General features: G+C 41.8%; 23 protein-coding genes and 3 tRNA genes. 17 read left to right on the top strand and 9 right to left on the bottom strand.

Going from position 1 to position 24,965, the window contains the following annotated elements; translation table 11 throughout:
- Positions 1 to 7: 7 nt before the first annotated feature.
- Positions 8 to 2,161: a fatty acid oxidation complex subunit alpha FadB gene (gene fadB, locus MMO42_RS11020; protein WP_005291394.1), complete on the bottom strand. Its 2,154-nt coding sequence runs from the start codon at positions 2,159 to 2,161 to the stop codon at positions 8 to 10.
- Between the two features lie 395 nt (positions 2,162 to 2,556).
- On the opposite strand from fadB, the gene lpxO reads away from it, so the two are divergent.
- The 5 genes from lpxO (at position 2,557) to pgsA (ending at position 7,481) form a co-directional block, all read left to right on the top strand.
- Positions 2,557 to 3,471 carry a lipid A hydroxylase LpxO gene (lpxO, locus tag MMO42_RS11025; RefSeq protein WP_004802281.1) on the top strand — a complete coding sequence of 305 codons (915 nt, stop codon included), beginning with the start codon at positions 2,557 to 2,559 and terminating at the stop codon, positions 3,469 to 3,471.
- Between the two features lie 91 nt (positions 3,472 to 3,562).
- Positions 3,563 to 3,982 carry a PH domain-containing protein gene (locus MMO42_RS11030; RefSeq protein WP_241320555.1) on the top strand — a complete coding sequence of 140 codons (420 nt, stop codon included), beginning with the start codon at positions 3,563 to 3,565 and terminating at the stop codon, positions 3,980 to 3,982.
- A gap of 103 nt (positions 3,983 to 4,085) precedes the next feature.
- Positions 4,086 to 5,885 carry an excinuclease ABC subunit UvrC gene (gene uvrC / locus MMO42_RS11035; protein ID WP_241320556.1) on the top strand — a complete coding sequence of 600 codons (1,800 nt, stop codon included), beginning with the start codon at positions 4,086 to 4,088 and terminating at the stop codon, positions 5,883 to 5,885.
- Between the two features lie 105 nt (positions 5,886 to 5,990).
- The gene (locus MMO42_RS11040) at positions 5,991 to 6,788 is read left to right on the top strand and encodes a thioesterase family protein (protein WP_241320557.1); all 798 of its coding nucleotides are present in this window, start codon (positions 5,991 to 5,993) and stop codon (positions 6,786 to 6,788) included.
- A gap of 105 nt (positions 6,789 to 6,893) precedes the next feature.
- Entirely contained in the window at positions 6,894 to 7,481 is a 588-nt protein-coding gene (pgsA, locus tag MMO42_RS11045) for a CDP-diacylglycerol--glycerol-3-phosphate 3-phosphatidyltransferase (protein ID WP_241320679.1), read from the top strand.
- Positions 7,482 to 7,696: 215 nt separating this feature from the next.
- On the opposite strand, the gene MMO42_RS11050 is transcribed toward pgsA, so the two are convergent.
- Complete coding sequence (locus MMO42_RS11050; RefSeq protein ID WP_241320558.1) at positions 7,697 to 8,476, bottom strand: IclR family transcriptional regulator C-terminal domain-containing protein; 780 nt, start codon at positions 8,474 to 8,476, stop codon at positions 7,697 to 7,699.
- A gap of 428 nt (positions 8,477 to 8,904) precedes the next feature.
- Here MMO42_RS11050 and MMO42_RS11055 point away from each other — a divergent pair, with 428 nt between their 5' ends.
- From MMO42_RS11055 to MMO42_RS11065, 3 genes are all read left to right on the top strand, one after another.
- A complete protein-coding gene (locus MMO42_RS11055) occupies positions 8,905 to 10,998 on the top strand; it encodes an FUSC family protein (protein ID WP_241320559.1) in 2,094 nt (697 codons plus the stop codon).
- Positions 10,991 to 11,197 carry a DUF1656 domain-containing protein gene (locus MMO42_RS11060; RefSeq protein WP_241320560.1) on the top strand — a complete coding sequence of 69 codons (207 nt, stop codon included), beginning with the start codon at positions 10,991 to 10,993 and terminating at the stop codon, positions 11,195 to 11,197. The genes MMO42_RS11055 and MMO42_RS11060 overlap by 8 nt, the downstream gene beginning before the upstream one ends.
- Before the next feature lie 65 nt (positions 11,198 to 11,262).
- On the top strand, positions 11,263 to 12,264 hold the full coding sequence (locus MMO42_RS11065; protein WP_005210140.1) for an HlyD family secretion protein: 1,002 nt from the start codon (positions 11,263 to 11,265) through the stop codon (positions 12,262 to 12,264).
- A gap of 64 nt (positions 12,265 to 12,328) precedes the next feature.
- On the opposite strand, the gene ruvX is transcribed toward MMO42_RS11065, so the two are convergent.
- The 3 genes from ruvX to recN form a co-directional block, all read right to left on the bottom strand.
- Positions 12,329 to 12,772 (bottom strand): Holliday junction resolvase RuvX, encoded by a 444-nt coding sequence (gene ruvX, locus MMO42_RS11070; protein ID WP_241320561.1) that lies wholly within the window; start codon positions 12,770 to 12,772, stop codon positions 12,329 to 12,331.
- The gene (locus MMO42_RS11075) at positions 12,765 to 13,319 is read right to left on the bottom strand and encodes a YqgE/AlgH family protein (protein WP_005154877.1); all 555 of its coding nucleotides are present in this window, start codon (positions 13,317 to 13,319) and stop codon (positions 12,765 to 12,767) included. The genes ruvX and MMO42_RS11075 overlap by 8 nt, the downstream gene beginning before the upstream one ends.
- A 112-nt stretch (positions 13,320 to 13,431) precedes the next feature.
- Positions 13,432 to 15,093: a DNA repair protein RecN gene (recN, locus tag MMO42_RS11080; protein ID WP_241320562.1), complete on the bottom strand. Its 1,662-nt coding sequence runs from the start codon at positions 15,091 to 15,093 to the stop codon at positions 13,432 to 13,434.
- 587 nt (positions 15,094 to 15,680) lie between these two features.
- Between recN and MMO42_RS11085 the strand changes: the two genes are divergently transcribed.
- From MMO42_RS11085 to MMO42_RS11095, 3 genes are all read left to right on the top strand, one after another.
- On the top strand, positions 15,681 to 16,007 hold the full coding sequence (locus MMO42_RS11085; RefSeq protein ID WP_004802302.1) for a pyrimidine/purine nucleoside phosphorylase: 327 nt from the start codon (positions 15,681 to 15,683) through the stop codon (positions 16,005 to 16,007).
- A 168-nt stretch (positions 16,008 to 16,175) separates the two neighbouring features.
- Entirely contained in the window at positions 16,176 to 16,925 is a 750-nt protein-coding gene (gene rlmB / locus MMO42_RS11090) for a 23S rRNA (guanosine(2251)-2'-O)-methyltransferase RlmB (protein WP_005154883.1), read from the top strand.
- A 33-nt stretch (positions 16,926 to 16,958) separates the two neighbouring features.
- Positions 16,959 to 17,870, top strand: a complete 912-nt coding sequence (locus MMO42_RS11095) for a DMT family transporter (RefSeq protein ID WP_241320563.1) — start codon at positions 16,959 to 16,961, stop codon at positions 17,868 to 17,870.
- Here MMO42_RS11095 and coaE read toward each other — a convergent pair.
- From coaE to pilB, 4 genes are read right to left on the bottom strand one after another with little or no spacing between them, the layout of a single operon-like run.
- Entirely contained in the window at positions 17,867 to 18,472 is a 606-nt protein-coding gene (gene coaE / locus MMO42_RS11100; protein ID WP_241320564.1) for a dephospho-CoA kinase, read from the bottom strand. The two genes, MMO42_RS11095 and coaE, sit on opposite strands and share 4 nt — an antisense overlap.
- A gap of 1 nt (position 18,473) precedes the next feature.
- Entirely contained in the window at positions 18,474 to 19,334 is an 861-nt protein-coding gene (locus MMO42_RS11105) for an A24 family peptidase (RefSeq protein ID WP_241320565.1), read from the bottom strand.
- A gap of 5 nt (positions 19,335 to 19,339) precedes the next feature.
- Entirely contained in the window at positions 19,340 to 20,566 is a 1,227-nt protein-coding gene (locus MMO42_RS11110; RefSeq protein WP_241320566.1) for a type II secretion system F family protein, read from the bottom strand.
- Positions 20,567 to 20,590: 24 nt separating this feature from the next.
- Positions 20,591 to 22,303, bottom strand: coding sequence for a type IV-A pilus assembly ATPase PilB (gene pilB, locus MMO42_RS11115; protein WP_241320567.1), 1,713 nt, complete (start codon positions 22,301 to 22,303; stop codon positions 20,591 to 20,593).
- Positions 22,304 to 22,678: 375 nt separating this feature from the next.
- On the opposite strand from pilB, the gene tpiA reads away from it, so the two are divergent.
- The 6 genes from tpiA (at position 22,679) to rimP (ending at position 24,963) form a co-directional block, all read left to right on the top strand.
- Entirely contained in the window at positions 22,679 to 23,470 is a 792-nt protein-coding gene (gene tpiA, locus MMO42_RS11120; RefSeq protein WP_241320568.1) for a triose-phosphate isomerase, read from the top strand.
- Positions 23,471 to 23,482: 12 nt separating this feature from the next.
- Positions 23,483 to 23,812, top strand: a complete 330-nt coding sequence (secG, locus tag MMO42_RS11125; RefSeq protein WP_005291430.1) for a preprotein translocase subunit SecG — start codon at positions 23,483 to 23,485, stop codon at positions 23,810 to 23,812.
- A gap of 56 nt (positions 23,813 to 23,868) precedes the next feature.
- Positions 23,869 to 23,953 (top strand) — tRNA-Leu (locus tag MMO42_RS11130).
- A gap of 44 nt (positions 23,954 to 23,997) precedes the next feature.
- Positions 23,998 to 24,074, top strand: a tRNA-Met gene (locus MMO42_RS11135).
- An 85-nt stretch (positions 24,075 to 24,159) separates the two neighbouring features.
- Positions 24,160 to 24,236 (top strand) — tRNA-Met (locus MMO42_RS11140).
- A gap of 202 nt (positions 24,237 to 24,438) precedes the next feature.
- Entirely contained in the window at positions 24,439 to 24,963 is a 525-nt protein-coding gene (gene rimP, locus MMO42_RS11145) for a ribosome maturation factor RimP (RefSeq protein WP_241320569.1), read from the top strand.
- Positions 24,964 to 24,965: the final 2 nt, after the last annotated feature.

The raw sequence follows: 24,965 nt of genomic DNA on the forward strand, positions 1-24,965 counted from the left end.
TCGCTCCTTAACCGTAGAATTTTGTGTTGTTAGCAGCCATGTCACGCAACATTTGTGGCGCTTCATAAGCCTTACCTAAGTGTGCATATTTGTCGCAAAGCGCAACGTATTCAGCAACACCTGTTTGGTCGATGTAACGGCATGGACCACCACGGAATGGAGGGAAACCTACACCCATGATCATTGCCATATCTGCTTCAGAAGCAGTTGCAACGATGTTGTCTTCTAAGCAACGAACTGTTTCGTTACAGAAAGCAAGCATCATACGGTCAATAATTTCTTGGCTATCAAACTCGCGTTTTTCACCAGTCACGAACGGTGCAATGATTTCGTATGCTGTTGGATCAACAGTTTTCGCTTTCTTACCTTTCTTGTCTAACACGTATTTGTAGAAACCAACGTCATTTTTTTGACCAAGACGTTTTGCTTCATACATTGCTTCGATCGAACCTTTGTAGTCTGGCTTCATACGGTCAGGGAAACCTTCAGCCATCACTTCTGCGCCATGAACACCTGTATCGATACCAACAACATCGATCAAGTATGCAGGACCCATAGGCCAGCCGAATTTCGCCATCACATTGTCCACTTGTTGGAAATCCGCACCATCTTTTACAAGCAGGTCGAATGCACCAAAGTAAGGGAACAATACGCGGTTAACCAAGAAGCCTGGGCAGTCGTTGACAACGATTGGTGTTTTACCCATTTTTTGAGCAAGTACCACAGTTGTTGCGATTGCTTCTTCAGAAGTCTTCTCACCACGAATAACTTCAACCAGTGGCATCATGTGTACTGGGTTGAAGAAGTGCATACCAACGAAGTTTTCAGGACGTTGTAATGCTTTCGCCAAACGAGTAATTGAAATCGTAGAGGTGTTAGATGCAATGATCGTGTTTTCACGAACATGTTTTTCAGTATCAGCAAGAACGATTTCTTTTACTTTTGGATTTTCAGTCACGGCTTCGATCACGATATCCACTTCTTTAAACTCGTCATAGCTTAAAGTTGGACGGATGCGAGCAAGTGTTTCACCCATTTGTGCAGGTTTCATTTTCTTGCGTTCAACTTGCTTGGTCAGTAAGCCATTTGCTTCTGTCATACCCAATGCAAGTTGTGGGTTACCAATGTCTTTCATGATGATCGGTGTACCTTTGCTTGCCGCTTGGTAAGCAATACCACCACCCATGATACCAGCACCTAATACAGCTGCTTGGTTAACAGGATGAGCACCTTTCTCATATTTCTTCGCAGTTTTCTTCACCACTTGGTCATTGATAAATAAACCAATCAATGCACCTGCTTGTGGTGTAATTGCTGCTTTAGCAAAACCTTGTGCTTCAGCTTTTAATGCATCATCACGTGTTAAGCTTGCACCTGCTTGTAAAGAATCAAGCAATAACTTTGGAGCAGGGTATTGTGCAGGATTTGCTTTCGCAAGGACCGCACCTTTCGCTGTATTGAACGCCATCATTTGTTCAAGCGGGTTCAATTTAATCGCATCTAATTTTTCTTGACGCTTTGCTTTCCAGTTCAAACGACCAGCAAGTGCCTGCTTAACTAAATCAACAGCAGCTTCTTGAAGTTTGTCAGCAGCAACAACCGCATCTACCGCACCATCTTTTAGTGCAGCAGCTGGTTTTTTAGGATTCGCCATTGCCATCCATTCAACGGCATTGTCGATACCAATAACACGGCTTAAACGTACGCTACCACCAAAACCAGGATAGATACCGAGTTTGATTTCTGGTAAGCCAACTTGCGCTTGTTCTGACATCACACGATAGTCACAAACCAAGCACATTTCAAAACCACCACCAAGCGCTGTACCATTGATTGCAGCAACTTTAGGTAGATCTAAATCTTCAAAGCTGTTGAAGACATCATGTACAGGCATAAGCCAATCAACAATCGCTTGCTCACCCGCAGCGAAGTTATCGCCAAATTCAGTGATATCAGCACCAACGATGAAAGTTGATTTGCCAGAGGTAACAACTAAGCCTTTAATATCGTTATTGGCTTTCACTGCAGCAATCGCTGCTTGGAAGTCTTCGATGGTTGCACGGTTAAATTTATTAACCGACTCACCTTGTAAGTCAAAGCGGAATTCTGCAATTCCGTCCGCAAGCATTTGGACGGTAATGGCATTGCCAGCGTGGATCATGCCTGATCTCCCTTGTTGTGGAGGATTCTGAGTGGATGTCATAAAGCGTGTGTGCGCTTAAGCACACAAAAAAGCTTCGCTAATCTTACGATAACTATATCCAAAAAGGACATAACAAGTTGTATCAAGCCGTGACGCTAGGGTCATCAATTTATTGTAATCTTGGACTTGAACTGCTAAAACATGAATAAAAATAAATTTTTCGATTGAAATAGCGTAGTTACTCATTGATTGTAATAGAGAATTCAAAATCTGCTGTTACTCAGGTTAAATAAAGCAAATTGGTATTTACATCAATAAATTTGTTAGAATAGTAGGCTTATTTTTTGAGTGCGATTTTGAAATTTGGTTATCAAACTGGCATTTGGTTTTCAGCTAAGAAGATAGAGTAGTCTATGATTAAGTGGATCATATTAGCGATTTTTATCATTTCGGCGTTATATATTCAACGCCGCGGAAAAGTAAAACATTCGTTTTACCGTCAATTTTTTGACCATTCTACGATTCTCGCACCCATTAACTTTTTAATGTACATGTTTTCTAAAGTGCCGAATCAACCGTATATCGACACCCAACATTTTCAGGACTTAAAAGTTCTAGATGAAAATTGGGAAATGATTCGTGACGAAGCTAAAGCTTTGTATGACAAAGGTGGGATTAAAGCATCCAGTAGTTATGATGACTTGGGTTTTAACTCATTCTTTAAAACAGGCTGGAAACGTTTCTATTTGAAATGGTACGACTCAGCACATCCATCGGCAGCTGAGCTTTGCCCAAAAACCACAGCATTGCTTAAGACTTTGCCTACGATTAAAGCGGCAATGTTTACAGAGTTGGCACCAGACAGTCGTTTGGTACGTCATCGTGATCCTTATGCAGGTTCATTGCGCTACCATTTAGGTTTAATCACACCGAATGATGATCGTTGCTTTATCGATGTTGATGGCGAGCGTTATTCTTGGCGTGATGGTGAAAGTGTTGTGTTTGATGAAACCTATATCCATTATGCTGAAAATACCACAGACCAAAACCGTATTATTTTCTTCGCTGACGTAGAGCGTCCTTTAAAAACACGCTTTATGGAAAAGTTTAATCACTGGTTTGGTAAAAGTGTGATGACGGCAGCGAGTTCACCAAATGAAGCGGGTGACCAAACAGGTGGGTTAAATAAAGCGTTTGGTTATATTTACCAAATCCGTATTAAAGCGAAAGCTTTGAAGAAATCGAATCGCTCACTGTATTATTTTTTGAAGTGGTTCATCATGCTCGGCTTGTTCTTCCTTATTTTTATTCGTCCTTATGTATTTTAAGTTTGAATAAGATAGAACGCCCGAAAGGGCGTTTTTTTATTGGAGATGACTTAGAATATTTTAATTCATTAAATTTGCTTTGAAGAAAGATATGCAAACGTTTCGTTCCAAAATTGATTGGTGGTTCTGGGGTGCAGTGATCGCAACAACGGGTTTATTACTTAAGTTTTTATGGACGATGTATGTGAAGGGGACAATGCAGGAATATCCTGAACATGCCGTACTTTATTTTTTGACAATTGCCATACTCTGGTGGCCGATTTTCAATACACGCTATATTGTTACGGAGCAGCATCTAATCATTCGTTCACTGTGGTTCAAATGGCAAATCAACAAGTCTGATGTGAAGAGAATTTCATCTACACACTATTTCATTTCTTCACCAGCTTTATCTTTGGATCGTTTAAGAATTGATTATCTGAAAAATGGTGAGACAACGCATATTCTGGTGTCACCAAAAGATAAACAGGCCTTTTGTAAGGCTTTAAATCAATCCATGATGGATCATTAACTCAGCTATAGTGCGTGCCTTTACAGGATATCCACATTTAAAACTTGAAAAAAATTAAGCAAGCATCACATCATGTGGTGTCAATAGAGAGAATAGGCACATCGTGAACCCAAACGCTCGAGAACACATTGAAAAAATACTTGCTCACATGACTCAGTTACCTGGCGTTTATAAAATGCTCGGTAAGGATGGAGAGTTACTATATGTGGGCAAAGCTAAAAATTTAAAAAATCGTGTATCGAGCTATTTTGTTAAAACCATTGAGCATCCTAAAACACAGGCCTTGGTTTCACGTATTTATGATATTGAAAGCTTGGTGGTGCGTTCCGAAACAGAAGCCTTATTACTCGAACAGAATCTGATTAAGTTACATCGCCCAACCTACAACATCATGTTGCGCGACGATAAATCTTACGTCTATATTTTTGTCTCATCAGATAAACCCTATCCGCGTATTGCCAGTGGACGTGGCAAAGGCAAGCATCAAATTGGTAAGTTTTTTGGACCCTATCCAAGTGCCTATAGTGCGCGTGATACGCTTTTAGTCTTACAAAAACTGTTTAATGTCCGCCAATGTGAAAATAGCTATTTTTCACAAAGAAAACGTCCGTGTCTGCAATATCAGATCAAACGTTGTACCGCACCTTGCGTAGGCCTGATCAGTCCAGACGAATATAAAGAAGATGTTGATAACTCCATCCGTTTTCTACAGGGTGATACCAAAGAGCTGAATCAAGAGCTGATTGGAAAAATGGAGCAGGCGGCTGAAGCACTGGAATTTGAAAAAGCTGTTTTCTATCGTGATCGCTTGGCTTTGCTGCGTGAAGTTCAGGCACAACAAGCTGTTTTTAAAATCAAAGGTGAAGCCGATATCTTAGCAATTGCCTACCAAGCTGGAGTGACGTGCGTCCAAATTATGTATGTACGTAATGGGCGGATGCTGGGTGGAAAAAGCTATTTCCCAGATATGTTGGGTGATGATTTGGGGCAGATGCTCAGTGACTTTATCGCAAACTTCTATTTCCAAGTGGCGGATGAGGTTCCAACAGAGTTGATTGTCAATGTTGATGTGCCTGACAAACTACAACTGGAAGAGGCATTACAGCAAACCTTTAATAAAAAGGTCCAGATCAAGCATAAAGTGCGTGAGACCCGTGCTGAGTGGTTAGAGTTGGCACAAATGAATGTGCAACATGCCATTAAAGGCAAACTCAGTAACCATCTGGAACTCAATGAGCGCTTTCATCAGCTTGAACAGGTGGTGGGGCGTCCAATCGATCGGATCGAATGTTTTGATATCAGTCATACCATGGGCGAAGCGCCGATTGCATCTTGTGTGGTCTTTGATCAAGGCGGGGCGAGAAAGCGCGATTATCGTCAATTTGCCATTCAGGACATTACTGGGGGCGATGATTATGCTGCAATGCGGCAAGCCCTGACACGCCGTTATAAAAAGAATATGTTGCCAGACCTGCTATTGATTGATGGCGGTAAAGGACAACTGCATATGGCGATGGAGGTGATGCAGGAACTAGAGTTGGATGCATTTATGATCGGGGTTTCCAAAGGTGAAGGACGTAAGCCCGGTTTGGAAACGCTACATTTTACCGATGGCACCAAGATTCAACTTCCAGAAGATCATAAAGCTCTACACCTCATTCAACAGGTACGGGATGAAGCGCACCGTTTTGCAATTACCAAGCACCGAGCCAAGCGGGATAAACGTCGGAGCAGCTCTGTATTAGAGGCGATTCCTGGCTTAGGGCCGAAACGTAGACGAGATCTTTTGACCCATTTTGGTGGGATACAAGGTGTACTCAGAGCATCGGAAAAAGAGTTAATGCTCGTTCCTGGTTTAGGAGAGGTTATGGCAAGAACGATTTATAAAATCTTGCATGAGTAATTTGACCGATTGACCAAAACTTCCCAATACTGTTGTATCAAAGATCATTCACAAATGACTAAAAACATTCAAAGATAGGGATGTTTTGAGGATCAAGGAAAAACAATGTCATTGCTTCCGTTATATCAGCAGGTTGAACAACAGGAATGGATTGATATTCCATCGGGTTGGTTACAAGGTCGTACCGTGTTTGGTGGTCTGGTTGCAGGATTATTGATCCAGAAAGCCCTTCATGCTGTTGATGATGCGGCAAAACAATTACTCAGCTGTAATATCACTTTTGTCGGGCCTGTTCAGGAAGGGCGAGCGAGACTCAGTGCTGAAATATTACGTGAAGGGAAGTCTGTTACCACACTGGAAGTCAGGTTATGGCAGGATGATGCGGTTCAAAGTATTTTAATTGCCAGTTTTGGTACACAACGTGATTCGCGTATTCATGTACAGAATTTGCCGCAAGTTCCAGATTATCCAACACCTGAGCAGCTTGATAAGACCTTCTATCTTGAAGGGTTGATGCCTGAGTGTTTACAGCAATTTGAGCTTTGCTGGGCAGAGGGTAGTTATCCAATGGCAGGCAGTAAAGTGCCAGACTTTGGTGGATGGAGCCGCTTTGCACCCAATTTTCATCCGAATCGTGACATGCAATTGGCCGATTTATTTGTGCTAATGGATGTGTGGCCGCCGGGTGTTTTGCCAATGTTTAAGACTCCAGCTCCTGCAAGTTCACTCACGTGGCAAATTACCTATCTGAATCCGATTTCGGATCAGATTCAGGATTGGTTTAAATATAAAGTTGTGACTGAATATGCAGAACACGGTTATTCAACTGAATATGCGTATGTTTGGGATCGTAAAAACCAGTTAATTGCGGTGCTTAGACAGACAGTTGTAGTTTTTGCCTAGTCGACACTACGGTGCATTTCGTATAAAGTTGCTGACACATGAATACAATCTCAGCATATCCTTTGTGCAGTATGCATATTTGATGCGAACAACATGGCGGTGTTTATGAGCACAGGGCAGATCCTGAACATTCCTAATATTTTAACTTTGGCACGTATTGCCTTTATCCCTGTATTTTTGGTGATTGCTTATTGGCCACCAGCAATTGGGATTGCTGAGCATCATGGGGGAATGATGCGCCATCTGGTACTGACTGCAATATTTATTATTGCTGCAGTAACCGATTGGTTTGATGGCTATTTGGCGAGAACTTTAAACCAGACGTCTGCTTTTGGTCGCTTTCTTGACCCCGTTGCGGATAAGTTAATGGTTGCCGCAGCACTGATTGTATTGGTGCAATGGCAGCCGACTATTTCAATGGCTTTCGCTGCGATTGTGATTATTTCTCGTGAAATTACTGTTTCTGCATTGCGTGAATGGATGGCAGAGTTGGGGGCACGTACTAATGTAGCAGTCTCGACCGTGGGGAAATATAAAACAGCTTTTCAGATGATCGCCATTAGTGTGTTTTTGTTGAACTGGAAGCCTTTGGAAATCTGGGCTTATGCGTTGCTTTACGCTGCGGTGATACTTACCCTTTGGTCGATGTTTATTTATCTTAAAGCCGCTTGGCCGTACTTAAAACAACCCTGATAGTTTTGTATATTTGACAAAAAAGGCCTTCTGTTGAGAGGGCTTTTTTATTGTGCTATAAAAAATCAGACAAGAAAAAAGCCCATCACAAAAATGAGCTTAGTTCTCTGAGGAAAGTCATGCTCTTTTGGGAGAGTATGCTGAAGAACATAATCATAATATGAGAATTTATTGCAATTTACAACAGTGAAAAATGTAAATGTTTTTTAATATTCTCAGCTTTGATTATTTTGAATTTCTGAAAGCGTTGCAAATTTATGCTCGATTTGAGTTGCATTATTTTGCAAAATTTCAATTAACTTTTGAATGTTGATGAAATCAAAACGATTCTTCGAGGCGACTAAAGTGAGTGCAATCGGGGCTTCTTTACTTGAAAATCGGATAGGAACTGACAAGCTGCAAAGCTGAGGATCAATCTCACCTTGTGACAGGTAGAAACCTTGCTTTTTAATTTTCCGCATGTGTTGAATGAACTCATCTTCAGTCTGTGCAAATCCGACTTGAGCCAATTCTTTCGAAAACTGCTGATAATAGCCTTGAATACGTTGCTTGGTTAAATGTGCAATGACAATTTTAGGAGAGGCGCCGATATAGACAGGTCGTGGGCAACCTCGTCCAAAAGAAAGGAGTTCTGCATCTTTAAAGGTTTCATGATGTAGGTCGATACAATAATCATGATTTAAATAGGTCAGCAAACAGCACAGTTCGGTACGATCTACGATATCTCGCATAAAGGGAATACTGATCTGAACTAGAGGGTCGGTACTATGCGAAATATAGTCTAAAACTGCAATTTTAGAGCCAAGTGTATAGTCGCCAGAAGTGCCGCTGATTCGTTTGAGCATATCGGCAGAAACGAGTTCTTTTAGATAACGATAGGCTGTTGGTTTGGAGAGGCTCAGCTCATCACAAATGATATCGACATTGATAATCGGACGTGAAACTGAAAATAAATCCAGCACGGTGAGAATTTTACCAAAACTCGAAATTGCCATGATGAGTTGTCTACTCCTTAAAAAATAACGTGAAAACCGAACTTTTATTGCTTTATAGCAGAAAAGCGCAAGGTCGTGAATGGACTTTTAAATTTGATCATCCGTGGCTAATAAATTAACGACTATCCTGAGAAAATGAATTACTTTTATTGGGATTATTCTAAATTAAAATTAAAAATTATCAAATAGTGATAATTTATGTTGACTATTTCACTCTATTTTGAAAAAATTAGCAACACAATGTCTTATTGGGATAATTATTTTTAGGATTTCTGGTCTAAAAATACCCAACATTGTGTATCACGCCCAATCCTCAGCTTTATTAATATCGGTTGCCCTGATTCGAATTTCTCAAATCAGTCAGGACGAGTCGTCACTTTTTTAGTGACGTAAGAATGGTAAGGCTGAATCTGAATTGAGACACGTTCATGCTATTTAAACAGTTGTTGGCTTTTAGACCGAGTCGACTCGACCTCATTTTTGCGTGCAAAACATTTGTGGCAGGTATGCTGGCACTGTTTATCTCGTTTGAATTAGATTTAATTAATCCAATGTGGTCGATTGGTACAGTCTTAATTATCGCCAGTCCGTACTCGGGTATGGTGTCTTCAAAGTGTGTCTATCGTTTGGTGGGTACTATTGCAGGGGCGATAATTGCTTTATTGCTCACACCGCATTTCATCAATACGCCGTGGCTGTTCACCATTATTTTGTCGTTATGGGTGGGCTTTGCTTTATACGTATCATTGCTTGACCGTACTGCTCGTAGTTATGTCTTTATGCTGGCAGGCTATTCAACGGCCATGATTGCCTATAATGCCATTACCTATATCGACACCTACAATATTTTTGATATTGCCTTGGCACGAGTCTTGGAAATCTCAATTGGCGTGATAGCAACGGCAGTGGTATCGGCAACTTTCTTTCCAGTTCATGTTGGTGCAATGATCAAGCAGCGTGTCAACAAGACCTTAAGTGATCTGGAAAGTACTTTTGAAAGATTAATTAAAGTTCAGGATGAACCTGAGAATTACACTCAGGTTTTGTCGGTGATCACCCGTGATGCTTCAGATATTCATGCCTTGGCAGTACATCTGGCGTATGAAAAAGGTGAACTCAATGGTATGACCAAACCTTTGCAGGAAATGCTTCATCAGGTTTCATTGGTGGTCGCCAATCTGGTTGCATTGTCTCAGCGAGTCAAACAGTTACAGCATATGCAGTTGGTTGACCTTGCACCGCATTTAAATCGTATTCATCAACATACACTGGCATTTTTAAAGCAGGAAAGAGAGTTAGTTCCAAGCGATTTACAAGAGCTTCCTGTAGGTTTTGAAGAGGATTTTGCTGAACTGATTGCGATGGCATCATCTGAACAACAAATCGTGCTGGCTGCATTGAAAATGGATGTTCGGCATTTTATTGCCAATATTTTGGCGGTGAAGTTGATTTGGCAGCAGATCCAACAAGGTCAAAAAGATATTCCAGCTGAGATTACAGCAATCACAACCAAATATCCGAGTTTGCATCGCGATCATGGCATTGCGATTCGTGGTGGGATTAGCGCGGTATTGATTACCTTTATTGTGACAGGGGCATGGATTTTATCGGGTTGGAAAACAGGTTTTATGATGGCACAAATGGGTGCGATTACCGCCTGTATTCTGACGGCTTTGGATAACCCTGTACCTGTACTCAGAATCTTTATCTGGGGCAGTGTTGTCTCGGCAGGTCTGGTGTTTTTATACGCCTTTGGCATTTTTCCGCATGTGACTCATTTCTGGCAGTTAGCTTTAGTACTCTTTCCTGTATTCCTTGTGGCCGTGACGATGATGGCGAATCAGATGTTGATGCCGATCGGGATGGTGCTTGGGATTAATACCATGATGGGTTTGAACTTGCATAACCAATATACGATGGATGCGGTTTCTTATCTGGATGGCTCTTTTGGGATGATATTAGGGGTTTTGGTGTCTCTGATTGTCATTAATTTGGTCCGTGCAATTTCACCAGATACCAGTGCAACGCGGATTTTGGCTTTACATTATCAAGCGATGCGACAAACTCTGTATTTGTCTTATGGCAGTGATTTTAAAATCCATTTGCGCAGTATGTTAGACCGTGTCGGGGTATTGAATACCAAGATGGTACAAAATCCTGAGATTAAAACTGCGATTCAACATGCGTTGGTTGAAAGTAGCTCGACAGTTGATTTGGTACGGTTACAAGAAATTAGCCAGAAGTTACCCCAACAGACAGCGCTGCAAAGTGAACTCAATGTATTGCAGCAGCAACTCGCTGACTATTTCTATGCCCAAGAAAAACAGCTGTCAATCAATCATTTCCCAATACACATTGTGCAGCAAATAGAACGTTTGCAGCGTATGGCACAACAGGTTGAAGATGTTCAATTGCACCAGCGGCTGTTGATTTCTCTCAATAATATTTGCGAAAGCATTGGTCATGTCTCAACAGAACAGATGTATTCGGATATATACGGCTTAGGTGTATCTCATGGGTGAAATTAATGTTTATGGGATTTATATCCCAATCCTTTTGGTGCAAGCCATTATTGCCTACGTGCTGTTCAAGTTGATGAGTCCTTTCATTGACCGTGCGGCAATCAAGGGCTGGATCGCCTTACCGAGTATTTTCAACCTATGTTTTTACTTTGGTTTATTGCTTGTGGTGCATTGGTTGTTTGTGTGGCTGTGGGCTTAAGGTCTTTGAATAAATGCTTATTCTGAAATTTAATGATTTAAAAGAAAGTGGTAGAGGTGATGAACATGAATGCATTTGATGTGCGAAAAATCATACGTCCGATTGTATTGATACTGGCAGTTCTGATTGCTGTATATACGGTGGTGCATTTATGGAATTACTACAATGCTGCTCCGTGGACGCGTGATGGTCGTATCCGTGGTGATGTGATTCAGGTTGCATCTGACGTCAACGGCTTAGTCACCGAAGTACTGGTTCAAGATAACCAGACGGTGAAAAAAGGGCAGGTACTTTTTAAAATTGATGTGGCACGTCAAGCACTGGATGTTGAGCAAGCTAAATCAGATTTAGCCAAAGCCAAAGCAGGTCTGGCACAAGCACATGCCAATCTAGCGGGTGCAAAAGCCAGTTTGGTCAAGACTGAAGCGAATAAAAAGCTGGCAGAAAGAAATGCAGCTCGATATGCAAGCTTGATGGATGGTGCGATTTCAAAGCAGGAACAGGATCAAGTATTTGCTGTGCGTGATCAAGCTGTAGCTGAAAAAGAGCAACTGACGGCCAATATTGAACAAGCCAATGCTGCCATTCAACAACAACAAGCCTTAATTGAGGTTGCGAATAGTAACCTGCATTTGGCGCAATTGAATTTACATCGCTCGGAGGTGGTTGCTCCAGCGGACGGAACCTTATCAAACTTTGATTTACGCGTGGGTAACTACGTCAAAGTTGGGCAAGCGGTTGCAGCACTTTTAGATCGCCAACAACTTTATGTCGTCGGTTACTTTGAAGAAACCAAATTGAATCGTATTCATGTCGGTGATTCGGCAACTGTCCAATTGATGGGTGATCGTCAGCAGATTCGCGGACATGTACAAGGCATCGCCACAGGGATTGAAGATCGTGAACGTTCAGGCAGTTCTAATCTGTTGGCAAATGTGAATCCAACCTTTAGTTGGGTGCGTTTGGCGCAACGTGTACCAGTGAAAATTGTTTTGGATGAGCAACCGCATAATCCATTGGCTTTTGTTTCTGGACGTACCGCAACGGTTAGAATTATTGAAAAATGATCTTATTCACTTGCGCTGAGCGGCACGGATGCCGCTATGTTGAAAGAACTGGAGTGCGATTTTTTTAAGGCGTAATCCCAGCAGGATCGTGGTACCAGCTTTGAATCAGTAATGCAGCGGCAAAACTATCAGCGGATAAGCGTTTGGCCTGACCTTTATTTTGATAAAACTCAAGTTCTTCTCTCGCTTCACGTGTAGTCAGTCGTTCATCCACCATCCAAGTTTCGATATTGGTTTGATGACGTAAACGTCGGGCAAATTTACGGGCACGAGCAGACAGTTCAGATTCACTATCATCCATGTTCAGTGGTAAGCCCACTAAAAATAATTGAGGTTGCCATTCTTTGACGATCTTTAAAAGTTTATCCCAATCAGGAATACCATCTTTCATTGTAAATAATGGCAGGGGATTGCTACTTTCAATACTGGATTGACCGATTGCCATCCCCATTTTTTGGGTACCGAAATCAAAAGCCATAATCGATTGAGCATTTTGCATATTAGGCATGACCAATCTCAGACGCCAGCCAAGTACGGTCTACCCCGATTTTTCTGTAAGCTGCATCCCAGCGGTCGTCATATGGCAGATTAAAAATCAGATCCATGTCCGAATCGCAAATGAGCCAGTCGCCACGTGCAATTTCTTCTTCAAGCTGATTTTTGCTCCAGCTCGCATAACCCAATGCGATTTGATAACGTCCGACACCTTCATTATGTGCAATCGCATCCAAGATATCTTTGCTGGTGGTGATACAGACGTTCTCACCCACTGCAATTGATGAATGCCATGTCGGTTGGCCTGTGTGTAGAACAAATCCTGCTTCTGGACGTAATGGACCGCCCTGCAAAACAGCATGTGGCTGTACATTGTCGGCATCAATCTCTAAATCATTGAGTAGTTCTTTGATTTGTAGGTCAGATGGGCGGTTAATAATAATGCCTTGAGCACCGTCTTCGTCATGGCGAGCAAGATAAATGACGGTGTTTGCAAAGCTGTCATCTGCCATGTCTGGTGGAGCGATGAGACAACGGTGAGTTAAGTATTGTTTCGTCACCTAGGCGGTTCTCCATCAAAAATTGTGCTGATCTATCTATATAGGTTCTTTTTATCAACATACAAGAGTTAATCGGATTTCGCCAATTATTTTCTAATATTTTGTAACAGGGTCAGGCAGATTGAAATTTGAGCTGACGTAATTGTTTTGCGTGTTGCAAGGTGGTTTCGCTGATTTCAACACCACCCGACATACGTGCCAGCTCTAAAATACGTTGATCTTCGTCAAGCTCAATAATGGTACTGCTTGCAGGATCGGTCTGCTGTTTCTTCACCAATAAATGTTGGTCAGACTGCGCAGCAACCTGTGCTTGGTGAGTTATACACAGCAATTGTACGTGTTGGGCTAAATCCGCCAACAGACGTCCAACCACCTCAGCCGTGCCACCACTAATCCCCACATCAATTTCGTCAAATACCAGTACTTCAGCATCCGTTTTTTCGGCATTCATGACCTGCATCACCAACGCAATACGTGAGAGTTCGCCCCCTGATGCAACACGTGCAAGTGGCTGCGGTGGGATCCCTTTATTCGCGGTAAATAACAGCTGAATGAAGCTTAATCCTTCTGCATTGGCAGCTTCTTGTGGTTCAAACTTAAATTCGAAATGTGCTTCAGGTAGTGCTAGCGGTTTAACTTGTTCGGTTAGTTGTTTGGCCAATGGAATTGCAGCTGCACGACGAATATCATCTAAATGCTGTGCTTTCTGCATAAATGCTTGATAAGAAATTTCAACTTGTTCGGCTAAGGTTTCTGGATCTTCAAGTTGATGTAATTGTTCTAATTCTTGCTGCCAAGTTTCGTATTCTTGTTTCAGTAATTCAGGTTGAGTACGGTGCTTGCGTGCTAGGCGATGGAATACTTCTAAAGTCGCATTCAACTGTTCCATACGCTCAGGATCAAAGCTTTGGCGATCAATAAATTGACGTAAGCTCGCCGTAGCATCATCGATTTCGCTTTGGGCATTCAATAATGCATTATAAATATTGGAAAGTTGTTCACTGCGACCCGCATGAGATTCTAAGCGACGAATGATCGAGGCAACTTCTTGAGTAATATTTTGCTCCGCTTCATCCAATACATTTAGGCTATAACTACAGTCCTGCATGATATGTTCGTGGTGACTCAGACGATCAAATTCTTGTTCAGTTTCTCGATAATCTGTTTGAACCACGTCCTCAAGTTCTTCGATTTGAGACTCTAGGTTTTGTATTTTTTGAATCCGTGTGGCTTGAGCATCCAAAGCCGCTTGATGCAGCCGAATATTCTTTTGCCATGTACTATACGCTTCGCGTACCGCATTTGAGGGCTCAGCAAAATTATGATAACGGTCTAACCAGCGTCTCGGATAAGGCGGTTCTAATAACTGTTGTTGACTGTGTTGACTATAGAGCTGTACCAGCAAACGTCCAATTTCTTTGAGTTCAGCTAAACTACTCGGGCGGCCATTAATCCAGGCCTTGCTGCGACCTGTAGCAAAAACCACACGTCTTAAATGAATTTCACCTGAGTCATCATCCAGTTCGTGTTCCGTCAGCCAATGTGCTTCGGCACTTTCAGGCTGATAGCTAAATACTGCAGTGATGTCTGCTTTATCTGCACCGTAGCGCACATAATTGGTATCAGTACGTTCACCTAAGCAGGCAGACAGGGCATCTAACAATAATGATTTGCCCGCGCCAGTTTCACCAGTCAGCACATTGAAGCCTTGTTCAATATCTAAAGCCAAATGGTCAGCGAGTGCAAAATTAATTAAAGTTAAATGGGTGAGCATAAACGCATCCAATGCACAGAATCTTTTGCTTAAAGATAGAGAAGTTTTAAAGTTGCCACAAGAGTTGAATGTAGGATTTTCCTGATTTACTGAGCAGATAGAGGGTTATTTCGTTATGTATTTAGCTGCTTGATTTTTTCTTCAGCATTTATATGGGTGAGCTAAGGTTTTGCGCTTGGGCAATTTGTTTGGTTTCTTGTGCGCTATCTGGAGAATATGAGCCATATATGGCGTAAGTTCTTGCGCTCAGGTAAATATTATTTCCTCATCACTTGCAGCATAGCTACTCGTCTTCTTGCGGAACTTGAGTCGTTCCTCAGGACAAAGCTTTACTTTGTTCGTCTGAGCACTCGTAACATAGTTACTCGTCTTGCGCCCAGACCGCTTTTTATGATTTGTTTTTTTCTCGCCACTCGTAGCATAGCTACTCGTCTTGCACTCGGACAAAGTTTCACTTTGTTTTTTCCTCGCTCAGGTATGAAAATTGCTATGTTTAGCCTAGAAAATGGATTGATTAGTTGTCACGGCGCAATTAAACTACGTCCAGCATAATTTAATATAAATGCGGCATTATTTGGAGAGTACGCATGAGTTCAGTGCAATTTGATCATGTAACGGTCATTAAGAAATCGAATGTGTATTTTGGTGGGGCATGTATTAGCCATACAGTACAATTTGAAGATGGTACAAAAAAGACTTTGGGTGTAATTCTACCTACTGAACAGGCTTTAACTTTCGAAACACATGTTCCAGAACGTATGGAAATTATTTCTGGTGAATGCCGTGTCAAAATAGCAGATAGCACTGAAAGCGAATTGTTCCGTGCAGGTCAGTCTTTCTATGTGCCTGGTAATAGTATGTTCCACATCGAAGCGGATGAAGTACTCGATTATGTTTGTCATTTAGAAGGCTAACTTATTCCCTTCTAAATCGAGTACACTAGAGTCAATAGAAATCCTGTAAAGACATTTTGCAGGATTTTTTTATTAAGTATTCTTGCGGAGCTATAATCGCTCCTCACCTGTAAAGTCGCTTTGCAGGATTTTTATTTTTCGTTGATATGAAATTGTTAGAGGTCGTTCATGGCTAAACCTGAATATTATTATGGCGTTCATTCGGTGGAGTCATTGTTGGAGTTAGAGCCTGAACGCGTTTTGACTTTATTTACCTTGAAAGGTCGTGATGATCAGCGTTTGCAAAAGATTTTGCAGCTGGCAGAACCTTTTGGGATTAGTGTTCAAAAAGCCAGTCGTGACAGCTTAGAAAAGCTGGCAGGTTTGCCATTCCATCAAGGAGTGGTTGCCGCTGTTCGTCCACATCCAACCTTAAATGAAAAAGATTTGGATGAATTGATGCAGCAGTCACCAGATGCTTTGTTATTGGCGCTTGATCAAGTGACTGATCCGCATAATCTCGGTGCATGTATTCGTACCGCAGCTGCGATGGGTGTTCAGGCGGTGATTGTGCCACGTGATCGTTCAGCAAGTTTAACACCAACAGCACGTAAGGTTGCGGCAGGTGGTGCTGAGAAAGTTAAGTTTATTCAAGTGACCAATTTAGCGCGAACCTTAGCACATTTAAAAGACAGCACACATACCCGTGTGATTGGCACCATGCTGGATGAAAAAGCATTGCCGATTCATCAATGTGATTTCAAAGGTCCTGTGGTGATTGTCATGGGCGCTGAAGATACAGGTCTTCGTCCGATTACCCAGTCACAGTGTGACCATACCGTGTATATCCCGATGTCAGGTGATCTACAAAGTTTGAATGTCAGCGTGGCCACAGGTATGGCACTTTATGAGGCGTGTCGTCAGCGTAGTGCTGTATAATTGAGCCAACAAATGTTGGCAATGTAAACTCAGATGACCGTCCGTACACAAGGCTATTTCTTTGTCTTTATTACCATGTGCATTTGGGGAGGATTCACCATTTTCTCCCGTTTAAATGCACATTGGCATGTGAGTGTCTGGGATCTGGTGGCAATGCGCTTTGCAATTGCCTCCCTGATTTTAATACCTGTCTTGATCTATAAAAAAGATTTTACATTTCTATGGGATACTCGACCCGTCATCTTGGCGCTCATAGGTGGCTTGGCTTATTGTTTCACCGTCTATACTGCTTTTTTACATGCACCTGCTGCACACGCTGCTATTTTTTTAAATGGCTGCATCCCACTCTGTACAGCCGTTGCGGCCTATCTGCTATTCAGACAACCCTTTGATAAACACACATGGTTGAGTCTAATGATCATGATGGCTGCTTTAATTCTCATGAGTTACTTGATGTTGCATGACCAAGCGTCAGCATTGGGATGGGGCGATCTGTTACTTTTCATCAGCGCAGTATGGTGGGGAATATTCACGGTGTTGCTGAAACAGTGGAAATTATCTGCTTGGCATGCAACCTCCGGTGTGGTGATTTGGTCAGCCGTGATCTACTTGCCGATTTATCTTTTCTTTATTCCCAAGCATTTTCATGATGCAGCACCTCTACATCTGCTGATCCAAGGGCTATTTCATGGCATTTTGGTGGTCATTGTTGCCACATTGACTTATGTTGCTGCAATTGAGCGCTTAGGTGCGTTTAAAACAGGCAGTATTGTGACTTTGGCACCCTTCATTGCTGCTGTTGTGGCTGTGCCTTTACTGAATGAACCATTGAATGCAGCTATTATTTGTGGCTTGATCGGGATGGGTGTGGGTGCCTTACAGCCATGGCGTTGGTTTCGTAAAGACACCTTGGCTACTCAACTTGCTAAACAGAAAAAAGGCTAGAAAGCGTGTTCTGCTCGTTGTAAATAACTGAAGTGCAAAGGTTTGAGTTGTTGATGCAGATGCTCTAATAAACCATCATTCAGTGCAATATCATTGGCTAATTGTTGTTTTTGAGCACGTGGCATTTGTGCTGCAATAATTTTTCGAATCTGTTCTTCAGTTTGTCCATCCCTTTGGCCTGCGCGTTGCAGTTGAGTTTGTTCATCAGCATCGATCAGTAATGTATGTTGAACCAATTCATGTTGATTAGTCTCAAACAACAGTGGTGAGACTAAAATTACATAAGGACTTTCAGCATTTTGTAGTTGCTGAATAATCGATTGGCGAATGGCAGGATGGGTAATTTTTTCTAAGTTTTTACGCGCTTCCGGGAACTGGAAAATATGCTCACGCAGTGCACGTCGATCCAGTTGACCATCTTCCAATAACACCCAGTCACCAAAGCTTTGTTGAATCGCTTGCAAGGCGGGTTGACCTGGTTCTACCACTTCTCTTGCGACAATGTCAGCGTCAACGACGGTGATACCTTGAGATTCAAACCATTGTGTGGCCGCAGATTTTCCACTACCAATACCACCCGTAATGCCCAAGATAAAACTCATATTAACCGCCTAGATAGACCTTCATAATTTGATCACCCCATAAAAATGCAATCCAACCTGCAATTGCAATATAAGGGCCAAATGCGAATGGCTGATTTTCACCACGCATTTTCATAAAAATAATACCAATAATTGCACCGACCATAGAAGAGAGTAGCACAATTAAAGGCAGTAGCATCGGCCCCATCCATGCCCCGAGTGCGGCTAAGAGCTTGAAGTCGCCATAGCCCATGCCTTCTTTGCCAGTCACGAGTTTAAAAATGTAGTACACAATCCAAAGGCAGAGAAAGCCGATGAGATATCCCCAAATTGCAGCACTTGCGGTGGTATAAATGGCATAGCTATTGATCCCAAGGCCCAAAGCGGCTAAGGGAAGAGTAAAGCGATCAGGTAGTAATTGGGTGTCAAAATCAATAAAGGTTAATGCAATCAATACCCAAGTGAGGACTAAACCAAACAGCATCTGTACTGTTGCGCCAAATACGGCAACAACAACCAAAGAGCAGAGCATGGTTAGCAGTTCAATCAGCGGATAGCGAATACTAATCGGATTTTGGCAGCTCCCACATTTACCACGTAATGCTAGCCAGCTAATCACGGGGATATTCTGATACCAACGAATAGGTGCGTCACATTTAGGACAGGTTGAAGCAGGTTGGCTTAAGGTCAGTTTACTTTGATCAATGATGGGCTGTTCAGGATGTAACAGCATTTGACATTCTTGCTGCCACTCTTGTTCCATCATGCGAGGAGTACGGAAAATAACAACGTTCAAAAAACTGCCGATGCATAAACTAAAAAGCCCAACCGCAAGATAGAGTGCAGTTGGGTTCTCAATAAAATAAGAAAGGAATTGTTGCATAAATCTTAGACCACAGAACCCATTTGGAAGATTGGTAAGTACATGGCAATTACCAGACCACCGACTAAAACACCTAAAATTGCCATGATTAAAGGTTCCATCATTGAGGTTAAACCATCGACGGCATTATCAACTTCATTTTCATAATGCGTTGCCACCTTATCCAGCATACTGTCTAACGCACCAGACTCTTCCCCAATTGCAACCATTTGAATCGCCATAGACGGAAAACGGTTGGAAACGCGCATGGCAAATTGTAATTGTTGGCCTGTAGCAACATCTTCACGAATTTTCATGACGGCTTCTTCATAGACGACATTGTTGGTTGCACCCGCAGTCGATTCAAGTGCATCAATCAGTGGCACACCCGCAGCAAATGTTGTGGCTAAGGTACGACTATAGCGAGCAATAATCGCTTTATAAACCAGATCTCCAAAAATCGGTGCTTTCAGTGCCATTTTATCCAAGAGATCTCTGAATTTCTTACTCCGTTTTTTAGCTTCCAAGAAAGCCGCAATAACTGCACCAATGACGATGATCAAAATAAACCAATATTCTTGCATCCACTTCGACATATTCACCACCATTTTGGTAAAAGCAGGGAGGTCCGCACCAAAAGAGCTAAATAAATCTTGGAACACGGGAACCACTTTGACCATCAAAATAATGGTGACGACCACCGCGACCACAACCACGGAGATTGGATATTTCATCGCTTTTTTAATTTTTTGTTTGAGTAATTCGCTCTTCTCTTTATAAATTGCCACGCGATCGAGCATGGTTTCAAGTGCACCAGATTGTTCACCTGATTCAACCAAAGAGCAAAATAAATTATCAAAATATTGTGGATATTTTTTCAGTGCGCCAGCAAAGGTATTACCCCCTTCAACTTCGCCTTTGATACCAAGCACTACCTCACGCATGGATGGATTTTCTAATCCCTCAGCGACAATTTCAAAGCCTTGTACCAGTGGTACACCTGCTTTCATCATGGTTGCCAACTGACGTGTAAAGATGGTGATATCGAGTGTGGTGACCTTTTTCTTCATCAAGCCTTCGAGAATGTTTTTACGCTTTTCTCGAATATTTTTGATGGTCACGCCTTGTTTACGCAAGGTGACTTTCGCTAAAGCCATATTACGTGCTGGTAATTCCCCTTTAATTTTTGCTCCTTTCCGGTCGACCCCGTCATAAGCAAAAGTTGGCATCATTTGCGCTTTTTTAGCTGCCATGATTATTAATCCTTTTTATTAATTTTATTCACTTGTTACTCGGTTGATCTCTTGCAAAGAGGTAATTCCTTGCATGACTTTTTTCAGACCTGAACGGCGGAGATTATTAAAACCTGCTTGTTGTGAAGCAGCTGCAATTTGTATTGCATTGCCATCTTCCATAATCAGCCTGGAAATTTCAGGTGTAACCTTCATTACCTCATAAATACCAACACGGCCTTTATAGCCTTCGCGGCATTCAGCACAACCGACGGGCTGAAAAATTTTGAAATCAGGGTCATTTAAGTCATGCTCGGTAAACCCAAGTTCTAAGAGACTTTGTCTCGGTATCTCAATGGCTTCTTTGCATTGACTACATAAACGGCGTGCCAAGCGTTGTGCAATTACCAGATTGACAGAGGTTGCAATATTAAAAGAAGGTACACCCATATTACGTAAACGAGTCAAGGTTTCAGGTGCACTATTGGTATGTAGTGTAGACATCACCATATGACCTGTTTGAGCGGCTTTAATTGCAATTTCCGCTGTTTCTAGGTCTCGAATCTCACCGACCATAATCACGTCAGGATCTTGGCGTAAGAATGCTTTTAATGCAGCGGAGAACGTTAAACCTGTTTTAGGATTCACGTTGACTTGATTAATCCCTTCTAGGTTAATCTCAACAGGATCCTCAGCCGTGGAAATATTGGTATCTTCAGTATTTAAAATATTTAAGCCTGTATATAGCGAGACCGTTTTACCAGAACCTGTTGGACCTGTAATCAGGAGCATGCCTTGAGGTTTATCCAATGCATCCATAAATAAAGCTTTCTGCTCGTCCTCGTAGCCCAGAGCTTCAATACCAAGCATGGCACTGGATGGATCAAGAATACGCAGTACCAGTTTTTCACCAAATAGTGTCGGGAGTGAGTTGACACGGAAATCAATGGCCTTGGTTTTGGACAGTTTCAGTTTAATACGGCCATCTTGCGGCATTCGTTTTTCTGAGATGTCCATTTGTGACATGACTTTTAAACGAGAAGCGAGTCGGGTTGCCATTTGTAAAGGTGGATTGGCGATTTGGCGTAATACACCATCAACACGATAGCGCACGCGATACATTTTTTCATAAGGTTCGAAATGTAAATCAGATGCACCCATACGGATGGCATCAATCAACAGCTTATTGATGTATTTAACGATAGGCGATTCATCACCTTGAGGTGCTTCGTCGTCGTCTTTGGCGGTGTCTTGATTTACATCGATATCAAGGTCGAAGTCTTCACTATCACCAAAATCAAAACTGCCAGAATCACCAAACTGTTGTTCAATCAGTTTTTCGAGTTTTGTATGTTCAACAATAATTGGTTCAATATTGAGCTTAGTATTGAAGCGAATCGCATCCAGTGCTTCGATATTGGTGGGATTACTGGTGGCAACATAGAGGATTTGACCGCGTTGAATCAGCGGGATCACTTTGTGTTTCTGGATTAGTTTATTATCTGCCAAATCACGCGGCAATAAGGCCGTATCATAAACAGCCAAATCGAAAAGTGGTTCACCAAACTCGGCTGCAATGGTTTCAGCAATGGTTAATGGGGACACCCGATGTTGTTCAATCAAGTGTGCAACGATATCTTGTTGTGCTTTTTTAGCAGTATCGATGGCTGTTTGCATTGTTGCTGTAGGCATGTGCCCATCTTCAACTAACCGTCGAATAAACCCCGAAAACTTTGGAGACGTATGTAATCCTGACATCTGTCCGCCTTATGACAATAAATGTTTATAATATGTATTCTAAAAATTATACTTTTGTTATGCAAAAATACCACTACAGAAAGTGTTGCTTTTACCTTGATTCATAGCCAAAACTTTGAACTGATCGAGTGTTTTGCAAATTAATTTTCTTTTATTAAGCTAAATCTTACCAATAATCAAATCAATTGTATGTAAGTCAGCTTTTTATTGCTAAACGAATGTAACTCTTTCATGAACGTAGAATGCTCACTTTTGTTGATCTTTATGATTTTGGAGTGATTTCTACTCCCCTAAAAGAAAAAACTGAATTTTATAAAAATCCGTGTAAAATATGCAGCATTTTTGAGAAATTAATTAACAGTGGGTGGGCGAAGTATGTCGAACTCGAGCATTACTCCTTGGGTTGTTGGCAATTGGAAAATGAATCCAATGCATGCGAATGCTTTCCAATTAGTAGAAGAATTCAAACAGTTATTACAACAGGACAATATTGCGCCTGAGCAATGTCATATTGGTGTCGCGCCTATCGCGATTGCTTTGAGTCATATTCAAACGCAATTTGAAGATGCGGCGAGAACAATTTATACAGTTGCTCAAGATGTTTCTCGCGTTGCAGGTACAGGTGCTTATACTGGAGAAGTCAGTGCTGAGTTGTTGAAGGACAGTGGCATTGAATTTGTTTTAATTGGGCATTCTGAACGCCGTGAATTATTTGGCGACAATGTCGAAATTTTAAAAGTAAAATTGCATAATGCGTTAAATGCAGGTTTGACCGTGATTTATTGCGTTGGTGAAAGTCTAGAACAACGAGAGCAGGGTGCTGCTGAGCAAGTGGTATTGCAACAAATTTGTGATATTGCGACGGTTGTTCAAGCGGATCAATGGCAAAAAATTGTGTTCGCTTATGAACCAATTTGGGCAATTGGCACAGGTAAAACTGCATCGCCAGCTGACGCTCAAGCCATGCATGCAAAGATTCGTGAAGGTTTAAAACAAATTACATCATATGGTGAACATACTGCCATTTTATATGGTGGTAGTGTTAAGGCTGAAAATGCAGTTGAATTGGCTGCATGTCCAGATATTAATGGTGCTTTGGTTGGCGGCGCGTCTTTAAATGCACAATCATTTTACCAAATCGCAAAAGCATTTGCTCAAAGCAAATAACGAGGAATTGAGATGTATAGTTTTATACTCGTTGTACATATTATTTTAGCAATTTTAATTATTGCATTGGTTTTGGTACAACAAGGTAAAGGTGCGGAAGCAGGAGCATCATTTGGTGGTGGCGGTGCTGCTACTGTTTTTGGTGCTTCAGGTGCAGGTAACTTTTTAACTCGTTTAACCGCGATTTTTACGGCATTGTTTTTTGCAACCAGTTTGACCTTGGCGGTATTTGCCAAAAAGCAAACCACAGATGCATATAGTTTGAAAACTGTTCAAACAACAACATCTGCACCCGTGACATCGCCTGAAACTTCGCCAAATGCACCAAAAACAACTCAATAAGTTGAATTAATACTTTCCTTTTTGTATTTAAGGGACTAGAATGCGTCCCACAAACTGCGGTGGTGGTGGAATTGGTAGACACGCTACCTTGAGGTGGTAGTGCTTTAGGGCGTGGGGGTTCAAGTCCCCCCTTCCGCACCAAACTTAATAACCAGTAAGTTCGGTGTATGCAGTTTTTGTGTTGTTGCGGGATGGAGCAGTCTGGTAGCTCGTCGGGCTCATAACCCGAAGGTCGTTGGTTCAAATCCAGCTCCCGCTACCATTTGATTAAGGTGCAACTTAATCAAGCGGATATGAAAACTTAGATTGACTTTTTTTCATATTTGTATATAATTTTTGCACGTTGATGCGGGATGGAGCAGTCTGGTAGCTCGTCGGGCTCATAACCCGAAGGTCGTTGGTTCAAATCCAGCTCCCGCTACCAAGTTTCTAAAAAGAGGCTCACAATTACGGTGGGCCTTTTTGCACAGTGGGCTATGCTTTTTCTGTGTAATATATAGGGGCGATTGCGCCCTTTTTTATTGGTTGTTTAGCTATCGTGTAGTTGTTCGACATCAATTGGTCAAATAGTCGTGCTTCACTATATGGTTAAGATTGATTGGCTCGCATGAGAGCGACGAGAGTAAATGAAATTATCAAATAAGTCTCAAGCATTGCATGATCTAATCGCACCAGCTGTGGCTGCTTGTGGTGTAGATCTGTGGGGGATTGAGTTCCTGCCACAAGGTAAACGTTCTTTATTACGCATTTATATTGATAAAGCGATCGATGAGAATGTTGAATCTGTCTTAAATGAAGATGGTGAAGTCGAACAAGGGCGTGGTATTGGCGTTCAAGATTGTGTTCTGGTAACACAACAAGTGGGTGCAATGCTTGATGTCCATGATCCAATTGCTGGTGAATACGCGTTAGAAGTGTCATCGCCAGGTTGGGATCGTCCATTTTTCCAACTCAATCAATTGCCTGCGTATATCGGGCAACAAGTGGCTTTACGATTAATTGCTGCTGTCGAAAACCGTCGAAAATTTCAGGCGAAATTACTTTCTGTAGACTTAGAAAACGAAACGATTCAAGTCGAAGTTGAAGGTAATCATGTACTTGAAATTGATAGTCATAATATTGATAAAGCAAATTTAATCTATCAAGACTAATA

The organism is Acinetobacter sp. ANC 3882 (genome assembly GCF_022549545.1).
In the GTDB taxonomy this organism is placed as follows: domain Bacteria; phylum Pseudomonadota; class Gammaproteobacteria; order Pseudomonadales; family Moraxellaceae; genus Acinetobacter.